The 15,705-nt window shown below is 44.5% G+C and carries 13 protein-coding genes and 1 tRNA gene; 7 read left to right on the top strand and 7 right to left on the bottom strand.

What is annotated here, in order from left to right:
- Positions 1 to 54 precede the first annotated feature (54 nt).
- Genes pgaB through pgaD form a run of 3 tightly spaced genes read left to right on the top strand, consistent with a single transcriptional unit; the run spans position 55 to position 3,663 of the window.
- Positions 55 to 1,962 carry a poly-beta-1,6-N-acetyl-D-glucosamine N-deacetylase PgaB gene (gene pgaB, locus A3Q3_RS0101600; protein ID WP_020181816.1) on the top strand — a complete coding sequence of 636 codons (1,908 nt, stop codon included), beginning with the start codon at positions 55 to 57 and terminating at the stop codon, positions 1,960 to 1,962.
- 3 nt (positions 1,963 to 1,965) lie between these two features.
- Positions 1,966 to 3,216: a poly-beta-1,6-N-acetyl-D-glucosamine synthase gene (gene pgaC / locus A3Q3_RS0101595; protein WP_020181815.1), complete on the top strand. Its 1,251-nt coding sequence runs from the start codon at positions 1,966 to 1,968 to the stop codon at positions 3,214 to 3,216.
- Positions 3,217 to 3,225: 9 nt separating this feature from the next.
- Positions 3,226 to 3,663, top strand: coding sequence for a poly-beta-1,6-N-acetyl-D-glucosamine biosynthesis protein PgaD (gene pgaD / locus A3Q3_RS13480; protein WP_020181814.1), 438 nt, complete (start codon positions 3,226 to 3,228; stop codon positions 3,661 to 3,663).
- A gap of 17 nt (positions 3,664 to 3,680) precedes the next feature.
- Here pgaD and A3Q3_RS0101585 read toward each other — a convergent pair whose 3' ends face one another.
- Genes A3Q3_RS0101585 through uvrB form a run of 3 tightly spaced genes read right to left on the bottom strand, consistent with a single transcriptional unit; the run spans position 3,681 to position 6,427 of the window.
- Positions 3,681 to 4,019 carry a hypothetical protein gene (locus tag A3Q3_RS0101585; RefSeq protein ID WP_020181813.1) on the bottom strand — a complete coding sequence of 113 codons (339 nt, stop codon included), beginning with the start codon at positions 4,017 to 4,019 and terminating at the stop codon, positions 3,681 to 3,683.
- Positions 4,020 to 4,072: 53 nt separating this feature from the next.
- Positions 4,073 to 4,345, bottom strand: a complete 273-nt coding sequence (locus A3Q3_RS0101580; RefSeq protein WP_029647423.1) for a SemiSWEET transporter — start codon at positions 4,343 to 4,345, stop codon at positions 4,073 to 4,075.
- Positions 4,346 to 4,393: 48 nt separating this feature from the next.
- A complete protein-coding gene (gene uvrB / locus A3Q3_RS0101575) occupies positions 4,394 to 6,427 on the bottom strand; it encodes an excinuclease ABC subunit UvrB (RefSeq protein ID WP_020181811.1) in 2,034 nt (677 codons plus the stop codon).
- Positions 6,428 to 6,571: 144 nt separating this feature from the next.
- On the opposite strand from uvrB, the gene A3Q3_RS0101570 reads away from it, so the two are divergent.
- Together A3Q3_RS0101570 and A3Q3_RS0101565 are read left to right on the top strand one after the other, a co-directional pair.
- On the top strand, positions 6,572 to 7,585 hold the full coding sequence (locus A3Q3_RS0101570) for a trypsin-like peptidase domain-containing protein (protein WP_020181810.1): 1,014 nt from the start codon (positions 6,572 to 6,574) through the stop codon (positions 7,583 to 7,585).
- A gap of 124 nt (positions 7,586 to 7,709) precedes the next feature.
- Complete coding sequence (locus A3Q3_RS0101565) at positions 7,710 to 8,921, top strand: pyridoxal phosphate-dependent aminotransferase (RefSeq protein ID WP_020181809.1); 1,212 nt, start codon at positions 7,710 to 7,712, stop codon at positions 8,919 to 8,921.
- Positions 8,922 to 8,933: 12 nt separating this feature from the next.
- Here A3Q3_RS0101565 and A3Q3_RS0101560 read toward each other — a convergent pair whose 3' ends face one another.
- The gene (locus tag A3Q3_RS0101560; RefSeq protein WP_026361678.1) at positions 8,934 to 10,265 is read right to left on the bottom strand and encodes an AsmA family protein; all 1,332 of its coding nucleotides are present in this window, start codon (positions 10,263 to 10,265) and stop codon (positions 8,934 to 8,936) included.
- Between the two features lie 72 nt (positions 10,266 to 10,337).
- Between A3Q3_RS0101560 and A3Q3_RS0101555 the strand changes: the two genes are divergently transcribed.
- Positions 10,338 to 10,413, top strand: a tRNA-Asn gene (locus A3Q3_RS0101555).
- 218 nt (positions 10,414 to 10,631) lie between these two features.
- On the opposite strand, the gene A3Q3_RS0101550 is transcribed toward A3Q3_RS0101555, so the two are convergent.
- On the bottom strand, positions 10,632 to 11,564 hold the full coding sequence (locus tag A3Q3_RS0101550) for a hypothetical protein (RefSeq protein WP_020181807.1): 933 nt from the start codon (positions 11,562 to 11,564) through the stop codon (positions 10,632 to 10,634).
- A 481-nt stretch (positions 11,565 to 12,045) separates the two neighbouring features.
- Positions 12,046 to 13,254 (bottom strand): MFS transporter, encoded by a 1,209-nt coding sequence (locus tag A3Q3_RS0101545; RefSeq protein WP_020181806.1) that lies wholly within the window; start codon positions 13,252 to 13,254, stop codon positions 12,046 to 12,048.
- Between the two features lie 332 nt (positions 13,255 to 13,586).
- Here A3Q3_RS0101545 and A3Q3_RS0101540 point away from each other — a divergent pair, with 332 nt between their 5' ends.
- Entirely contained in the window at positions 13,587 to 14,807 is a 1,221-nt protein-coding gene (locus A3Q3_RS0101540; protein WP_020181805.1) for a hypothetical protein, read from the top strand.
- Positions 14,808 to 14,812: 5 nt separating this feature from the next.
- Here A3Q3_RS0101540 and A3Q3_RS0101535 read toward each other — a convergent pair whose 3' ends face one another.
- Positions 14,813 to 15,703, bottom strand: a complete 891-nt coding sequence (locus A3Q3_RS0101535) for a transglutaminase family protein (protein WP_020181804.1) — start codon at positions 15,701 to 15,703, stop codon at positions 14,813 to 14,815.
- Between the last annotated feature and the right edge of the window lie 2 nt (positions 15,704 to 15,705).

The raw sequence follows: 15,705 nt of genomic DNA, 5'->3' as shown, positions 1-15,705 counted from the left end.
ATGTTTAACTTGCTATCCCACGGACTTCTACTACTAGCGTTGCTCACAACAACAATGGCTGAAGCCACGCCAACTGCCATCAGTTACGATGTGCTTTGCTATCATGATATCAAAGACGAAGTCGATGGCAGCTTGGAAAAAGAAACCACCCTACTTTCTACCAAACACTTAGCCAGCCATTTAACTTGGCTCAGCGACCATGGCTACCATCCTATTAGCGTCAACGACATTCTAGATGCGCAACAAGGCATCAAACCATTGCCATCTAAACCAGTATTACTCACGTTTGACGATGGCTATCAAAGCTTTTATACGCACGCCTACCCATTGCTCAAGTTATTTAAATACCCAGCTGTGGTTGCGCTGGTAGGTAGCTGGTTAGATGCAGCCCCTACAGCCATGGTTAATTATGGTGATGTGCAGGTGCCAAGAAATGGTTTTTTAAGCACGGCACAAATCAAAGAGATGGGGCAATCCGGGCTGATTGAGTTTTCTTCACATAGCTACAACTTGCATCGTGGCGTGCTGTTGAACCCGTATGGCAGCACTGCGCCTGCAGCAATCACGCACCAATACGATCCGGAAAGCAAACGCTATGAAACGCAAGCGGCTTACGTCGCACGGATTACTGACGATTTAAAACGTAATAGCGACTATCTAGAACGTATTACAGGAAAAAGGCCACGTATCATGACTTGGCCTTATGGCAGATACAACCAGACGACACTCGATATCGCCAAGCAGCTAGGCATGCCGATCACTTTTTCACTGGATGACAACACTGAGCACCCGAACAACATCCAAGAGCTATCTAATATCAACCGTGCGCTTATTGACGCCAACCTCAATGAGGAAACACTTATCCGCATACTCAGCCACAAAATTGAGCATGATCAGCAGCGTGTTGTACATGTGGACTTAGACTATGTGTACGACAAAGACGAAGCGCAGATGTGGAAAAATCTGGATGGGCTAATTGAGCGCATCAAATCGCTCGCGCCAACCACCGTGTATTTACAAGCCTTTGCTGACCCAGATGGTGATGGCACGGCAGATGCTGTGTATTTTCAAAATCGCCATCTGCCGGTTCGAGCAGATATTTTTAGCCGCGTAGCGCGCCAGCTCAATACGCGCGCAGGTGTTAACGTCTACGCTTGGATGCCAGTACTGGCCTATGATTTACCGGATAAAACCTTGCAAGCAAAACTTAGCGTTACGGCACTTACCCAGCGCGCAAATACAGGTACCTATCGCCGCCTAAGCCCGTTTTCGCCAGAAGCTCGCACCCTGATCAAAGACATTTATGAAGACTTAGCCACACACGCGCTATTCCAAGGCATTATTTTTCATGATGATGCTACCTTCAATGACGAGGAAGATAACAGCCATTTTGCACTTGATGTATATGAAAAGCAGTGGCAACTGCCCCGCTCCATAGTCCGTATCCAGGCCAATCCGACACAAAAAGCACAGTGGATATCTTTGAAAAGTCGCTGGATAACTGACTTTACCGTCGAGCTAGCCAATGTGGTCAAACAATATCAACCGGGTCTCAAAACTGCGCGGAATCTATACGCAAACGCAATGCTGAACCCACAAAGCGAAGCGTGGCTGGCCCAAAATTATGCAGACTTTTTAGGTCATTACGATTACACCGCCGTCATGGCCATGCCTAAGATGGAGAAGGTATCAGACTCCAAACAATGGCTTACAGCACTTGTGAAGCAAGCCAAGCGTACACCAAATGGCATCAAAAAAACTATTTTTGAATTACAGTCTTTTGACTGGGCCAGCAAACAGCCGATTCAAGATGCAGTATTAGTTGAGCAGTTCTCACTGCTATTGCGCAATGATGCGCAACACATTGGCTATTACGCTGATGACTTTATTCACAACCAACCCAATGTGGAAAAAATCCGGCCTTATATGTCGGCACGTGATTTTCCCTACTTACCCAAATAAATCATGATTCAATTTCTCTTAGATTTTGCATTTTATTACCCACTGTTTATGGCTTACTTGTGGATAGTGGGCGGACTTTATTATTATTTCCATTGGGAAAGAAAAGACGCTGACTTTACACAAGCGCCTATCCTGCCCGAGTACCCGCCGGTAAGCATAATTGTGCCTTGCTTTAACGAAGGTGCGCATGTGGTTGACACCATAGAAGCCATGCTGCAACTTGATTACCCCGACTATGACATTATCGCGGTAAACGACGGTAGCAGCGATGACACCGGAGAAAAATTAAACCGGCTAGCGGCCAAGCATCACAAGGTAAAAGCCATTCACTTGAGCAGTAACCAGGGCAAGGCCACTGGTTTACGTGCAGCAGCCATGCTCTCTAAAAACGAATTTTTAATGTGTATTGATGGCGATGCCGTATTAGATACACACTGTATTACATGGATGATGCGCCACTGTATTGAAAGCCCACGTGTAGGCGCAGTCACGGGCAACCCCAGAATTCGCAACCGCTCTAGCCTGCTGGGCAAATTACAGGTGGGTGAATTCTCTTCTATCATCGGCTTAATCAAACGCGCGCAACGTGTTTACGGCCGCATTTTCACTGTCTCCGGCGTAGTGTCGATGTTCAGAAAATCAGCTCTGCATCAGGTGGGCTACTGGAGCACAAATATGATTACCGAAGATATTGATATCAGTTGGAAACTCCAAACCAATCATTGGGATGTGCGCTTTGAGCCTAATGCTTTATGTTGGATTTTAATGCCAGAAACATTGAAAGGTTTATTTAAACAGCGCATACGCTGGGCACAAGGCGGCGCCGAAGTCTTATTGAAATATTTTGATATTTTCAATTTATGGCGCAAACGCCGCATGTGGATTATCTACTTAGAACTGATCACCAGCCTCATTTGGGCATACGTGATGGTGGCGATTATGTTGCTGTGGGCCATTGGGAAGTTTATCCCATTACCTCCAGCTTTGTACGTCAACACCTTGCTACCAGGTTGGAACGGTGTGATTTTAGGCTTTACCTGCTTGCTACAGTTCGGTGTCAGCCTGCTGATTGATAGCAAATACGAGCATCGTATTAAACGCTATTACTACTGGATGATTTGGTACCCCATGCTGTTCTGGGTGCTGTCTGCCATTACCTCCGTCATTGGCTTTCCAAAAGCAATTCTCCGTAATAAGCAGAAAAAAGCAGTCTGGACCAGCCCTGACCGCGGTTTACATCATTTACCCAAATAAGGTGATTTTATGATTATTGAAAACGCACAATTACAATCTAAAACGCTCAAATCTGTTTGGCTGTCCGTGACGTTATTTTTATGGTTTATCTACGTTTACTTATGGCTACCGCTTATCTCGCTAGTGGCGTGGTGGCTGGGCTACAAAACGTTTGTGTACCATATGATTGATCTCAACGGCATATTAGGGTTTAAGCATCTGCTGCTCAATTACTTATTATTCATTGTGATGCTGTGTGGCTTTTTAATTGCTTGGGCAAACCTTGAACAGCTAAGGTTCAAGAACAAAACTAGACGGCGCGGCGCCGAACCCATCAAAAGCAATGTAATAGCCAGTTATTTCAACATAGATGAAGCAACATTAACGCACATGCAAACAGAGAAAAACGTGACGGTTGATTTTAACCAGCATGGGGAAATGACAGGGCTGCGTTCATTGGGCCAATAGTTGTTGTTCATCGAGCACTAACTATTAATCGAAGATTTTTCCAGCTCAGGGTCTTCTTTGGGTAAGGGATAAGGGTCTGCAACATAAGCAGGCCCTTTCATGATCATCACCAATACACATCCAATTGCAGTAGCGCCAACAAAAAACCAATAGCTAAAAATCAAACCTAGCGCCATATAAATAGTTTTTTGTTTTTCTAAATCAATGGGTTGATTAAAAAAATACGCATAGATGATTGGCGTGCTGGCGAGCAGTGTGCCCATCAAAAATAAAATAGGTAGCCTTTTAAATAACACCCATTCAAACCCTGATGGACTTTGTATAAAGCCAGGCAATTTCTTGAATAGTTTAGTCATACTTAGGTTGAGTAAGCAGCATTCAAATCAGTTCCAACTTTTATGGCATGTCTCTACTTTTTGTTTGATTGCTGGATCTTCAATACAAGCACGATAGCAGCCAGACAGAACGTAATGCTATTGGCTAGTATCAATGGCCAATCGTGTTTAAGCACACCATACAACAGCCACAGTCCTACTCCCAACGTAAAAATACTATACATGGAGAGCGAGACGCCGGATAAATCACGCGTACGGTATGAATGGATCACTTGCGGGACAAATGAAATGGTTGTCATCACCGCCCCTGCGGAGCCGATATAGTGTGAATAATCCGATATTATCATGATAAATTACTTTAATATTTAAACTTAAATTATTGATTTTTATTAATACTATTTTAAATCTGGCATTTCAGCGCCAAACACCCTCAACTTGAGCTTTTTGAGTTGATCTCTAAAATTAGCCGCTTTTTCAAACTCTAAATTCTTGGCTGCATCATGCATAGATTTCTCTAAGCGCTTCAACTCTTTGGTCAACTGCTTTTCACTTAGGCTCTCGTAATTAGCTTGCTCTTGCGCCGCTTTACGCTCTCGCTTGCCATCTTCCACATCGTACACGCCATCAATAATATCTTTAATGCGTTTGCTCACCCCTTTAGGTGTAATGCCATTTGCCTCATTAAACGCCGTTTGTATCGTGCGTCGGCGTGTGGTCTCGTCCATCGCCAGCTTCATGCTGCGTGTAATACGATTGGCGTAAAAAATCACGCTACCATTTAAATTACGTGCTGCCCGGCCAGCGGTTTGAATCAAACTACGTTCGGAGCGTAAAAAACCTTCTTTGTCTGCATCCAACACTGCCACCAACGAGACCTCCGGGATATCCAAGCCTTCTCGTAACAGATTAATGCCGACTAACACATCAAACTCGCCCAAGCGTAAATCACGAATAATTTCCACGCGTTCTACCGTATCAATATCACTATGTAAATAACGCACTTTCACGCCATGCTCAGACAAATAATCGGTTAAGTCTTCAGCCATGCGCTTAGTTAAAGTCGTGGCCAATACGCGCTCGCCTACTGCTGTTCTTAGTTTAATCTCACCCAATAAATCATCCACTTGCGTATCAGCAGGTTTCACCGTGATTTCTGGGTCGATCAACCCGGTTGGGCGCGCAATCATCTCCACCACTTGTTGCTGATGGTTTTTTTCGTAATCGGCAGGCGTGGCAGAGATAAACACACACTGGCGCATGATGCGCTCAAACTCTTCAAATTTAAGCGGTCGATTGTCCATGGCCGATGGCAAGCGCCAGCCGTAGTCCACCAAATTAGATTTGCGTGAACGATCACCCAAATACATACCGCCAATTTGCGGCACGGTGACATGGCTTTCATCAATAATCATCAGCGCATCATCGGGCAAATAGTCAATCAACGTAGGCGGCGGATCTCCCGGTTTAGCGCCAGACAAATGGCGGCTGTAATTTTCAATGCCTTTGCAAAAGCCGATTTCATTGAGCATTTCCAAATCAAAACGGGTGCGCTGTTCAATACGTTGCGCTTCTACCAGTTTATTTTCTTTAATAAAAAAGTTAACCCGGTCTCGCAACTCATGTTTGATGCCTTCCATAGCGCGAATCGTAGTCTCTCTGGAGGTGACATAATGACTTGATGGGTAAATGGTAAAGCGTTGAATTTTATTGAAAACTTGTCCGGTCAGCGGGTCAAATAAGGTAATGGTTTCCACCTCATCATCAAACAAACTCACACGCACAGCGGTTTCATTATTTTCTGCTGGAAAAATATCAACCACATCCCCACGCACTCTGAAGCAGCCACGACCAAAATCAAAGTCATTACGGTCATACTGCATGCCGATTAAGCGATCTATGGCATCGCGCTGACTCATTTTATCGCCCTGCTTTAAGTGCAATACCATGCTGTGGTAGTCAGTCGGGTCACCAATACCATAAATGGCCGATACTGTCGCCACGATAATGCTGTCTTCGCGTTCTAACAATGCCTTAGTGGCCGATAGTCGCATCTGCTCAATATGTTCATTGATGCTGGAGTCTTTTTCGATAAACAAATCACGCGACGGTACATAAGCCTCAGGCTGATAGTAATCGTAGTAACTGACAAAATACTCGACGGAGTTATTGGGGAAAAACTCTCTGAACTCGCTGTAGAGTTGCGCCGCCAGCGTTTTATTGGGTGCCATCACAATGGCAGGCTTACCAGTGCGCGCAATCACATTAGCCATGGTATAGGTCTTACCCGATCCAGTCACACCTAGCAGTGTCTGAAATTTCAAGCCATCTTCAATACCTTGCGTTAACTTATCAATGGCTTGCGGCTGATCTCCTGCTGGCGGAAATGGTTGATGTAATTGATATTTACTATTTGGAAACGTAACAAACACATGGACACCCAAGCGCTATAAGTTGAGTTTGGATTTTAGCAGGCTTTAAGTCAGTTTCTTAAACTGAATCATGACTTTCAAGAACTTTGCAAAGCGTATAGAGTCCATTAACAAAACATAAAATTACATTCTATTGGGGTCATCATGCGTCACTTATTTTTGCTATTTAGCTTGCTCTCCGTTGCTGTGCCTGCAAAAGCCTATGATATGCAAGCCCTGATGGACTCTTTTTACAGTGTTGTGATGATACGCGGCTACAACACAAGTGGCGGTCTAGCCTATGGCTCCGGCGTAGTTGTAGCAGAAAACCAAGTCATTACCAATTGCCATGTACTGCGCGCCACCAAGCAACCATGGATTTCACGCGGGGAAGACACCTACCCCATCACGTCTGTCAAAGCAGACACTTGGCATGACTTATGTTTGGTCTCCACACAAGCAATGCCTTTTAAACCAGCCAAACTAGGCAGTAGCACCACGCTCAAACGTGGGCAGGAAGTCGCAGGCATCGGTCACTCTAATGGTGTACCTGCACCACTAACCTCGCGTGGTAATGTCAAAGGCTTGTATCCAGATAACCCTGGCAATGTCATCCGTACCAGTGCCAAGTTTATGATGGGCGCTAGCGGCAGCGGCCTGTTCGATATGGATGGCAAACTCGTCGGCATCAACACGTTCAAAACCGCAGGTATTGGTGGCGCTATTCATTTCGCGCTGCCAATTGAATGGCTGCAATCGCTGGAAAAACAACCTGAAATCACAACTTTCCCGATTCAAGGCAAAGCCTTATGGGAAGAAGACGAAGACAAAAAACCTTACTACATGCAAGCCGCCGTGCCGGAATCCCGTGAAGATTGGCTGAAACTTGCCGAGGTGTCCGAAAAATGGACCACAGCAGAACCGAAAACTGCAGAAGCATGGTACAGCCTTGGCACGGCGCTGGAAAACTTAAATAAAACGGACTTGGCCGCAAAAGCATTTAACCAAGCATTTCTATTGGATGCGAATAATTACGATGCACTGGTACACGTTGGGTTGATTGCAAAAAGCAAGGGAGATTCAGCGGAAATGCATCGCATTCAAGTGGCTTTAGCTAACATTAGCGAAGATTTAGCCAACGAGTACATAGAGCTGCTTGGCTGCGGAAAATCTTGTTAATATTTACGGACTCATTGGGTTAGATTCTTTAAGCGAAATTTCTCTGTAAATAGCTGCGTTTTTTGCGTAAAATAATGTTTTTTAATGTAAAAACATTTATTTAAGCACGCCTAAGGAAGTTATTTTGAGCAATTCTGCATCAGCCGTTTTATCGCAACGCGTTCAATCCATCAAAGAATCCCCAACCTTAGCCATTACGGCAAAAGCCGCTAAATATAAGGCTGAAGGCCGCCCAATTATTGGCTTGGCAGCAGGCGAGCCAGACTTTGATACGCCCCAACATATTAAAGACGCCGCGAAAGCCGCCATTGATGCTGGCTACACAAAATACACCCCAGTCAGCGGTATTCCCGCACTTAAAAAAGCCATCGTCGCCAAGTTTAAAAATGAAAATGGTTTTGAATACCAAGTAAACGAAGTGATTGTGGGTGTGGGCGGCAAGCAAACGATTTTTAATCTATGTTTGGCTGTGTTGAACAAAGGCGATGAAGTGATTGTACCTGCGCCTTACTGGGTATCGTACGCTGATATTGCCTTGGTAGCAGAAGCAAAACCAGTAATTATTGAATGTGGTATTGAACAAGGCTTTAAATTACTGCCTGCGCAACTAGAAGCTGCGATTACCCCCCAAACAAAACTGGTAATGTTTAACTCGCCTTCTAACCCAACTGGTGCGGTTTACAGCCTAGATGAGTTGAAAGCATTGGGCGAAGTGTTATTAAAACACCCGCATGTGCTAGTGGCTACCGATGATATGTATGAACATGTGAACCTCACCGGCGAGAAGTTTTATAACATTCTCAACGCGGCACCCGGCTTGAAAGACCGCTGTATCGTGTTAAACGGTGTGTCTAAAGCGTACTCCATGACAGGTTGGCGCATTGGTTATGCCGCTGGCCCAGCTTACATTATCAAAGCCATGGAAATTCTGCAGAGCCAATCTACCAGCAACCCTGCTTCCATTTCGCAATATGCGGCAGAAGCTGCGTTAAGCGGCTCGCAAGACTGTATTAAACCCATGGTCGCCGCGTTTAAAGAGCGTCATAAATATGTGGTTGACCGCTTTAACGCTATGCCTGGGTTAAGTTGTCTAATGGCCGGTGGCGCGTTTTATGCGTTTCCAGATGCACGCGGTGCGATTGCCAACCTATTCAATGCTGGAAAAATAACAGCCACTACAGATATGGCACTGGCTGAGTATTTACTCGAAAAGTTTGATGTGGCCGTTGTACCGGGTTCTGCTTTTGGTGCCGAAGGCTATTTCAGAATCTCGTTTGCCACCAGCATGGCTAACTTGCAAGAAGCGCTAGACCGCATTGAAAAAGCACTCAGCTAATCAATGCTCAGCCTAATCACCGCCAAATAAGTCTTTTAACCCACTCATAGCACTGCCAGCCTTGGAACCAAGGCTGGTTCCCAAGCCTGGCCCTAGTACCGCCGTACCTAATGCAGCACCTGCCAGCGCAGCCTTTGATGGCAACACCACGGGTTGATTCACTGTTCCAGATACGATAACAGGCACAGACACCAGTCCTACGCTCTGCTTCAATGCTACCTCGCCGCTACCATCCAGTTTTTCTTGCGCATTAATACTGACATCCCCTTTGGCCAATAACAATCCGGAGCTCACGTTCAAACGTTTTAAGTGATAGCGCTTGCCTGAAATGGCAAGCTGCCCTGTAAACGTATCAAACTGCGTTTCTCCCCCTGCAACATTTTGCTTGATGAGTAAACTGGCGACTTTGACTAAATCCATGCCATATAACACACCCTGAGTTACCGTAAACGCGAACTCGGCACGTAGCTGATTCATCAACGCTTCTGCATTGCTAGCGGTAGCCGCAAAGCGACCATTAGCCATTAAACGTCCGCCCAAATAGGTACTGGCGCTGATCATGCTTGTTGGTGTTTTGAGCGAGACTTCTTTGATATGTAATTGCCCATTGAGCTTCCATTGACGCTGCCAATCTAAAGTTGCATTACCGTTGATAGTACCGCCATACATTGCTAACGTGAATTTGGAAATATCTAGGTGACTACCATGCAACATCATATCCAATCGTCCCTGTTCAACCTGCCAAGGCTTTTCTAATGGTAACAACCAGTTTTGCAACTTCACCACAATAGCTTGCCCAGCTTCGTGCGGGGTGATTTCAGCCTCTATCTGCCCATCCTCACTCGTAATCGATGCATTTAAAAATTGCATATCATTGTCAAAACGCATCTCAGCATCCAAGATAGGTAACTTGCGTTTAGGCCAATCAAGCGTCAGTTTTTGAATATCTATTGCCGTGACAATCACAGAGGGCTTAGCTGACGACGGAGGCTTATTCATGAATTGCGTCAATATTGGCAACGCACTCTCTTTGAGCACAGGCTGGTCCACCGTTAACTGGATCGCACGCGTATCCGAAAAAAAGGTACGGATACTTGGAATCACCGTCAGCGATTGAACCGTGGCTTGCTTTGCATCACCCACCACTATCCCATCAATACGGATACGTGGCGTAGGCATGAAAAATATATGTGCACTGTTAATTTTGACGGGCACACCCAATATCTCTGATGCTTGATGCTCAAATTGTGCAAGATAGCTGGCTGTAGGGATGAAAAAAGGCAAAACAAATAACAGGCCAAATAACCCAATAACACCCAACCAAATTTTTTTAGATTTTTTCAAAAAATTACCCAATTTTCGATTGACCAAGTACCGCTAAGCCAGTATTATCACGCCTTCACAAGTACTACCGATTCCTCGATAGCTCAGTCGGTAGAGCAACGGACTGTTAATCCGTGTGTCCCTGGTTCGAGCCCAGGTCGAGGAGCCAGATTCTAAAAGCCTTGCAGCGATGTAAGGCTTTTTTTATTTTCTTAAATTTTGCGGAGCGCTCCGCAAAATCAGAAAAAAATGCAATTTAACCTATTGATTATTAAGTAAATATCAACGGACATTAATTTAAAATAATCCGATTGTACTATACATTAAAAATGGTAAAGATAAGCTGCAGTTTTCAAACTGCCCTTTAAATTTTTTCCCCATTTAACTTTAGGATGCAAGAGCCCACTCATCAAGTGTAGCGTAGTATATAACTTCCGAATTCAACACCTCTTGAATACGACTTTCAACTACACGATCAGGGTTAATCACTTCAATACGTGTTGCCGAACCAATCCATTGTTTATAAATTTGAACAAGGTCTATGTCGCTATCTGTTAGACCAACACCCCAAAAGGTTAATACATCTGGTTTAATATTTGAGATAGGATTTATTATCATCCTTGCTATTGGATGCTGCTCATACTGCTTATTAAATCTAGGTGGAATGATTGCGGTCCAATTTCGATAGTCATCCAAGCTTGAGTGTACCGAACCAATGCAATTGAGATCACAAAATTTAAATCGATGCTCATTTGCTAAAAGATTCATCGAGCCATGAGGTTTTACAATCAACAGACCCTGACCATTAAAAATATTTGGAGAGTAAGTTATTTTACGAGCTGATTGTTCAGCAGCAAGCTCAAATAAGGTTTCATAATTTAAGCTTAAGACTATGTCGCCATCACTTAATTTTCGAGTAACTATTCCTCCTGCTTTTAGCTCAATCAATTGGCCTTCATTAAAAAAACCCATAATTAAAAGAAAACTCAATGGATTTAAAATGCCGTGATAGATTAAGTTTTGCCAATCTTCTGGAAATTTTTTTCCTTTATTGTTCCAGCAAAATTCAAATAGTCGTTCTATATTTATGGATTCAGGGCTTCTTTTTGACAACTCTATAAAATAATCTGTCGGATCAGATACTGCGTCATAACCAAGAGAAGATAGATAGTCTGGTAACCAATAATTAAAAAAGCCAGAATGATTATTCCATAACTTTTCTGCAAAATTATTCATTACTGGCGGCCAATACTCTTCAGGTACGTTAGACCGCCGTGCTTCCTCAATACTAGCACCTGCCCCTATAACTAGTACTCGCATTTATTCCGCCTAAATTTCATTCATATATAACTATATATCCGAACAATAATTTCTCTCTAAATATGATAAGTAATACTTTAGGCAACCTGATTAATTTTCTTAATTCTAAGCGAGATACTTTTCAAAATTTGGGCTTATTATTGCTCCGCAAAAAAATATGACCCCGCATAGAATAAGGCTTTAAAGAGGTATAAAACGGACATTTTGCGGAGCAGGAATCATGCCGAAACCCGCATGGAATATAGAAAACTATGGAGCTCTGTTAATCCGTGTGTCCCTGGTTCGAGCCCAGGTCGAGGAGCCAAATATATCAAAGACTTAGGTTTAACTACCTAAGTCTTTTTTGCTTTTGGTGTGTGCTTTTCTACATACACTTCTAGCGCTATTCACATCTTTTAATATCGATAAAATCAGTTGCTTAAAGTATAAGCGTAACACTGTCTGATAGCATCCTCTAATCGTTATTGGATAGTATGATTTTTTAAGCGACTAAGCGCTTTGGATGCTCTTCACGAATGGGTAAATTGACCAGTGCTGCTGCGCTTGCAAGCACGATATCTGCGTACCACATCCAGTCATAACTTCCAGTTTTGACGATAGCGATGCCACCTAGCCAAGCCCCAGAGAAACCACCAATTTGATGGCTCAGCAGTGTAAAACCAAACAGTGTACCCAAATAGCGGGTGCCAAATAATTTGCCTACAAGCCCGGCCGTAGGCGGTACTGTTGATAGCCAAGTTAAGCCAAGTACCGCTGCAAAAATATAAAAGGTCAGCTCTGTCTTGGGCGCCACTAGGTAGATGGCAATTGCAACGGCACGGGAACCATACATCCAAAATAAAATCATTTTCATGCGCTTAGTTTGTCCCAGCCAACCTGCGCCGATGCTGCCCACTATGTTAGCAAGACCAATAATAGCGAGTGAAGCTGCGCCTACTGAAGCCGACAAGCCGCATAAATTCACTTCGCCAGGTAGGTGGGTCACTAAAAATGCTATGTGGAAGCCGCAGGTAAAGAATCCTGCATGCAGACAAAGATAGCTTCGGTCTTTAAAGGCAATACGTAGTTGCTCGCCTAGTTTGATGCCATCGGACTGTGCTACGACATGCTTCTCTGCATCGTCTTTTTTATTGCGTAATGGTAGTGCCAAAAGGATGGTCGTTAGCGATGTGGCGGCCAGTACGAGTATCGCAATGACCCAGCTATATGCATTGATGAGTGCCTGTGTGAGTGGTGCAAAGATAAACTGACCAAAAGAACCGCCAGCATTAATAAAACCTGCGGCTGTAGAACGACGCTCTGCTGGCAACCTTTGTGCAGCAGCCCCAATCAAAATTGAGAAACTGCCTGCACCTGCGCCTGCCGCTGTAAGGATGCCGATTGCAAAGATTAGGCCAAAGCCAGAACTTACAAATGGCGTGATAACTAAGCCAAGCGCCAACATGAAGGTGCCAAACACGATGACCTTGAATGAACCAACCCTATCCGCCAGCATGCCAAATAGAGGTTGTGCTGCACCCCAAGTAAACTGGGCAACCGCCATGGCAAAGCTGATCGTGACAACTCCTAGGCCTGTTGATGTGTTTAATGGCGAAAGGAATAAGCCCATGGATTGGCGAATTCCCATCGTGACAGCCAAAATTGCCGCGGCTGAAATCACCAGTGTCCAAAATGTACGTTGTGGGGTCATAAGCAAATCATTGATTGAATAAAAAGTGATGACGGCAACATATTGGACTGTTGCCTTCGTCAGGCTAAATAGTAACTCAAGCGCGCGCTATCACCTCAATGGGTTGGTCATATACGCAACAAATGCTTTAGCCAATACAATTGGCACATAATTAGCTATAACTATCTATAAGTAGCGCTGTCAAACGCAGGAAGTGTTAGCATCTTATTGATTATTAAGTCTTTTAATACGCAGTCTCTTTTCTTTATAGCAGGCACCTGCCTTTGCAGGGGCTCTTTGTATGGCCAATGCACCAATATGGTGAGCCATTTTTATGTATGTTAGGTGTGTGAATGAATTCATTACAGTTTGATCGTCATGGTGATAAGGAAAACTCGCCATTTTTTGAAGAGTATTTACAGCGCTTGTTAGAAGAGCGTGATCGGCTAGGCCTAACCGAGATGGTGCATGACATTGATGCACTGATGATTACGGTGGATCCTGACCATTCGATTAGCTATATTGCTGAGCTCTGTTTGATGACGCCCTACCATTATTTGGTAACACTGGAGAGCGAGTCTCACTGGACACACATTTTACGCATTGATTTAAACTCCCCCGATTTGATTGTACGTGAGGTGAAAGACCCTAATTTTAGGGGCATTTTTCGTGCACTGAATGAAATCTATCCGGTAGGGTCACAAAAACCCAATAGCCGCTATATGGGTGAAATTATTCGCGTCACCAATTTGCATGAGGTGGAAAAAATCCAGCAAGCACGTGAGTTCCGCTTTTTTAATCAGAACGATGTACGTAAGCTGGAACTGCCTGGCAATTTGGCCATTAGCAAACCTTCCCCCTATACACATAACATTGTGGCGTACTTGGAACGTAATCCGGGCGATTTGCGCGTATACGCGTTGGGCATGAGTACCATTCGCAATGATGTACAAGCCGCCTACGAAGGCGCTAAGCAATTACAGGTGGATTTGCGGATTGATGATTTGATCTTACCGGTCGATCACTTGGCAACGCGCGTGTATAGCCAAAATCGTGAAGTGGCCATTTTGGAATATTTATCTTGGAGCAGCTATTATTTTTGGGGCGCTTACAATATTTGGGATCAAAACTCATCCACCAATGTGACGAAAAGCGTGCACCAAGTACCGGAATCCAAAAGCCCGGCCAAAGTATTTACCGCCAACAACACACCCTACTTTGTAAACCACTTAGAAAAGCTACCCTCACCTACCGAGACCTTTGTGCGTAATTATGGACCACGTTTACACCACATGGCATTGGCCGTGAAAGATGGTGAACGCGATGGGCTGGAGAATATTGAGTTTGTGGTCAATGCCATTACGCAGCAAGGCAAAGGCTTCTTGTTAGATGTGATTGGCTCTAAAGAGCAAGGGCTCAAACAAATCTTCTCCAATGCATCTGAACATTCATCTCTGATTATTGAGTATGTACAGCGTTATGGCAGTTTTGATGGGTTCTTTACCAAAGAAAATGTGGCTGCACTCACCGAGGCGGCTGGCGCAGAAGAAGGCGTGAAAAACACGCACTTTTAACTTTTTTAAGTCATGGCCATCAAGGGAACAGGCGTGACTGTCACACGTACAGTCAGCTCTTGTGCGCCGCCCCCTAATACCACACCACGCATAGGTGAGACATCACTGAAATCTCTGCCCCATGCCACAGTGATATGCTCACTTTGCACCAAGCAGTTATTGGTCGGGTCAAAGTCTATCCAACCATAGGTTGGACAATATACGGACACCCATGCATGAGAGGCATCTGCCCCAACTAGGCGCTCTTTACCTTCAGGTGGATTGGTTAAGATATAGCCGCTCACGTAACGAGAGGCCAAGCCTAACGAGCGCAGACAACCAATCATCAAGTGCGCAAAATCTTGGCAAACCCCTCGTTTACCTGCCAGCACCTCATCTAACGGGGTAGACACATTGGTTGCCTCTGGGTCAAATTCAAAGTTTTGGTAAATACGCTGGGTCAAATCCAGCGCGGCTTCTATCAACGGTCTGCCCTGCCAAAAACTTGGCAATGCAAAATCCATCAACGCTTGGCTACTCTTTACATTGGGCGAGCTGTACAAATAGCCCACCACTTCTAAATCTACATTGGATGGATGCAATAATTGCTGTGCCACGGTCTCCCATGGCAAACTGTTTTGCAGCTCTGTCCAATAAGGCCGCCTTTGCAAAGACACAGTAAAGCTAGAACTGACTTTGAGCAGCTCGTGTGGTGTGAACACCGCAATGTAGTCACTGTAATTCTTAAAGTAATCAAAGTACTGCGTATGCTCTGTTGGCGTTGGGCTAATGATGAGCGAATACTGCTCGCAATACTGCGCGTTGCTGTTACGCGGTGTCATATGCAGCATCTGCTGCGATAGCGTGACTACGCTGTCGTAGTGATATTCGGTCTCATGTAATACGTGATAACGCATGA

This window comes from Methylotenera sp. 1P/1 (assembly GCF_000384355.1).
In the GTDB taxonomy this organism is placed as follows: Bacteria; Pseudomonadota; Gammaproteobacteria; order Burkholderiales; family Methylophilaceae; genus Methylophilus.
Note: the sequence above shows the minus strand (reverse complement) of the source record. Positions and strands in the feature narration are given on the sequence as shown.

Coding starts and splice junctions, on each gene's coding strand:
- pgaB (WP_020181816.1), top strand. CDS start 55: ATGGCTGAAGCCACGCCAACTGCCATCAGTTACGATGTGCTTTGCTAT.
- pgaD (WP_020181814.1), top strand. CDS start 3,226: ATGATTATTGAAAACGCACAATTACAATCTAAAACGCTCAAATCTGTT.
- A3Q3_RS0101585 (WP_020181813.1), bottom strand. CDS start 4,019: ATGACTAAACTATTCAAGAAATTGCCTGGCTTTATACAAAGTCCATCA.
- A3Q3_RS0101540 (WP_020181805.1), top strand. CDS start 13,587: ATGAATTCATTACAGTTTGATCGTCATGGTGATAAGGAAAACTCGCCA.
- A3Q3_RS0101535 (WP_020181804.1), bottom strand. CDS start 15,703: ATGCGTTATCACGTATTACATGAGACCGAATATCACTACGACAGCGTA.
- A3Q3_RS0101545 (WP_020181806.1), bottom strand. CDS start 13,254: ATGACCCCACAACGTACATTTTGGACACTGGTGATTTCAGCCGCGGCA.
- A3Q3_RS0101570 (WP_020181810.1), top strand. CDS start 6,572: ATGCGTCACTTATTTTTGCTATTTAGCTTGCTCTCCGTTGCTGTGCCT.
- pgaC (WP_020181815.1), top strand. CDS start 1,966: ATGATTCAATTTCTCTTAGATTTTGCATTTTATTACCCACTGTTTATG.
- A3Q3_RS0101550 (WP_020181807.1), bottom strand. CDS start 11,564: ATGCGAGTACTAGTTATAGGGGCAGGTGCTAGTATTGAGGAAGCACGG.
- A3Q3_RS0101580 (WP_029647423.1), bottom strand. CDS start 4,345: ATGATAATATCGGATTATTCACACTATATCGGCTCCGCAGGGGCGGTG.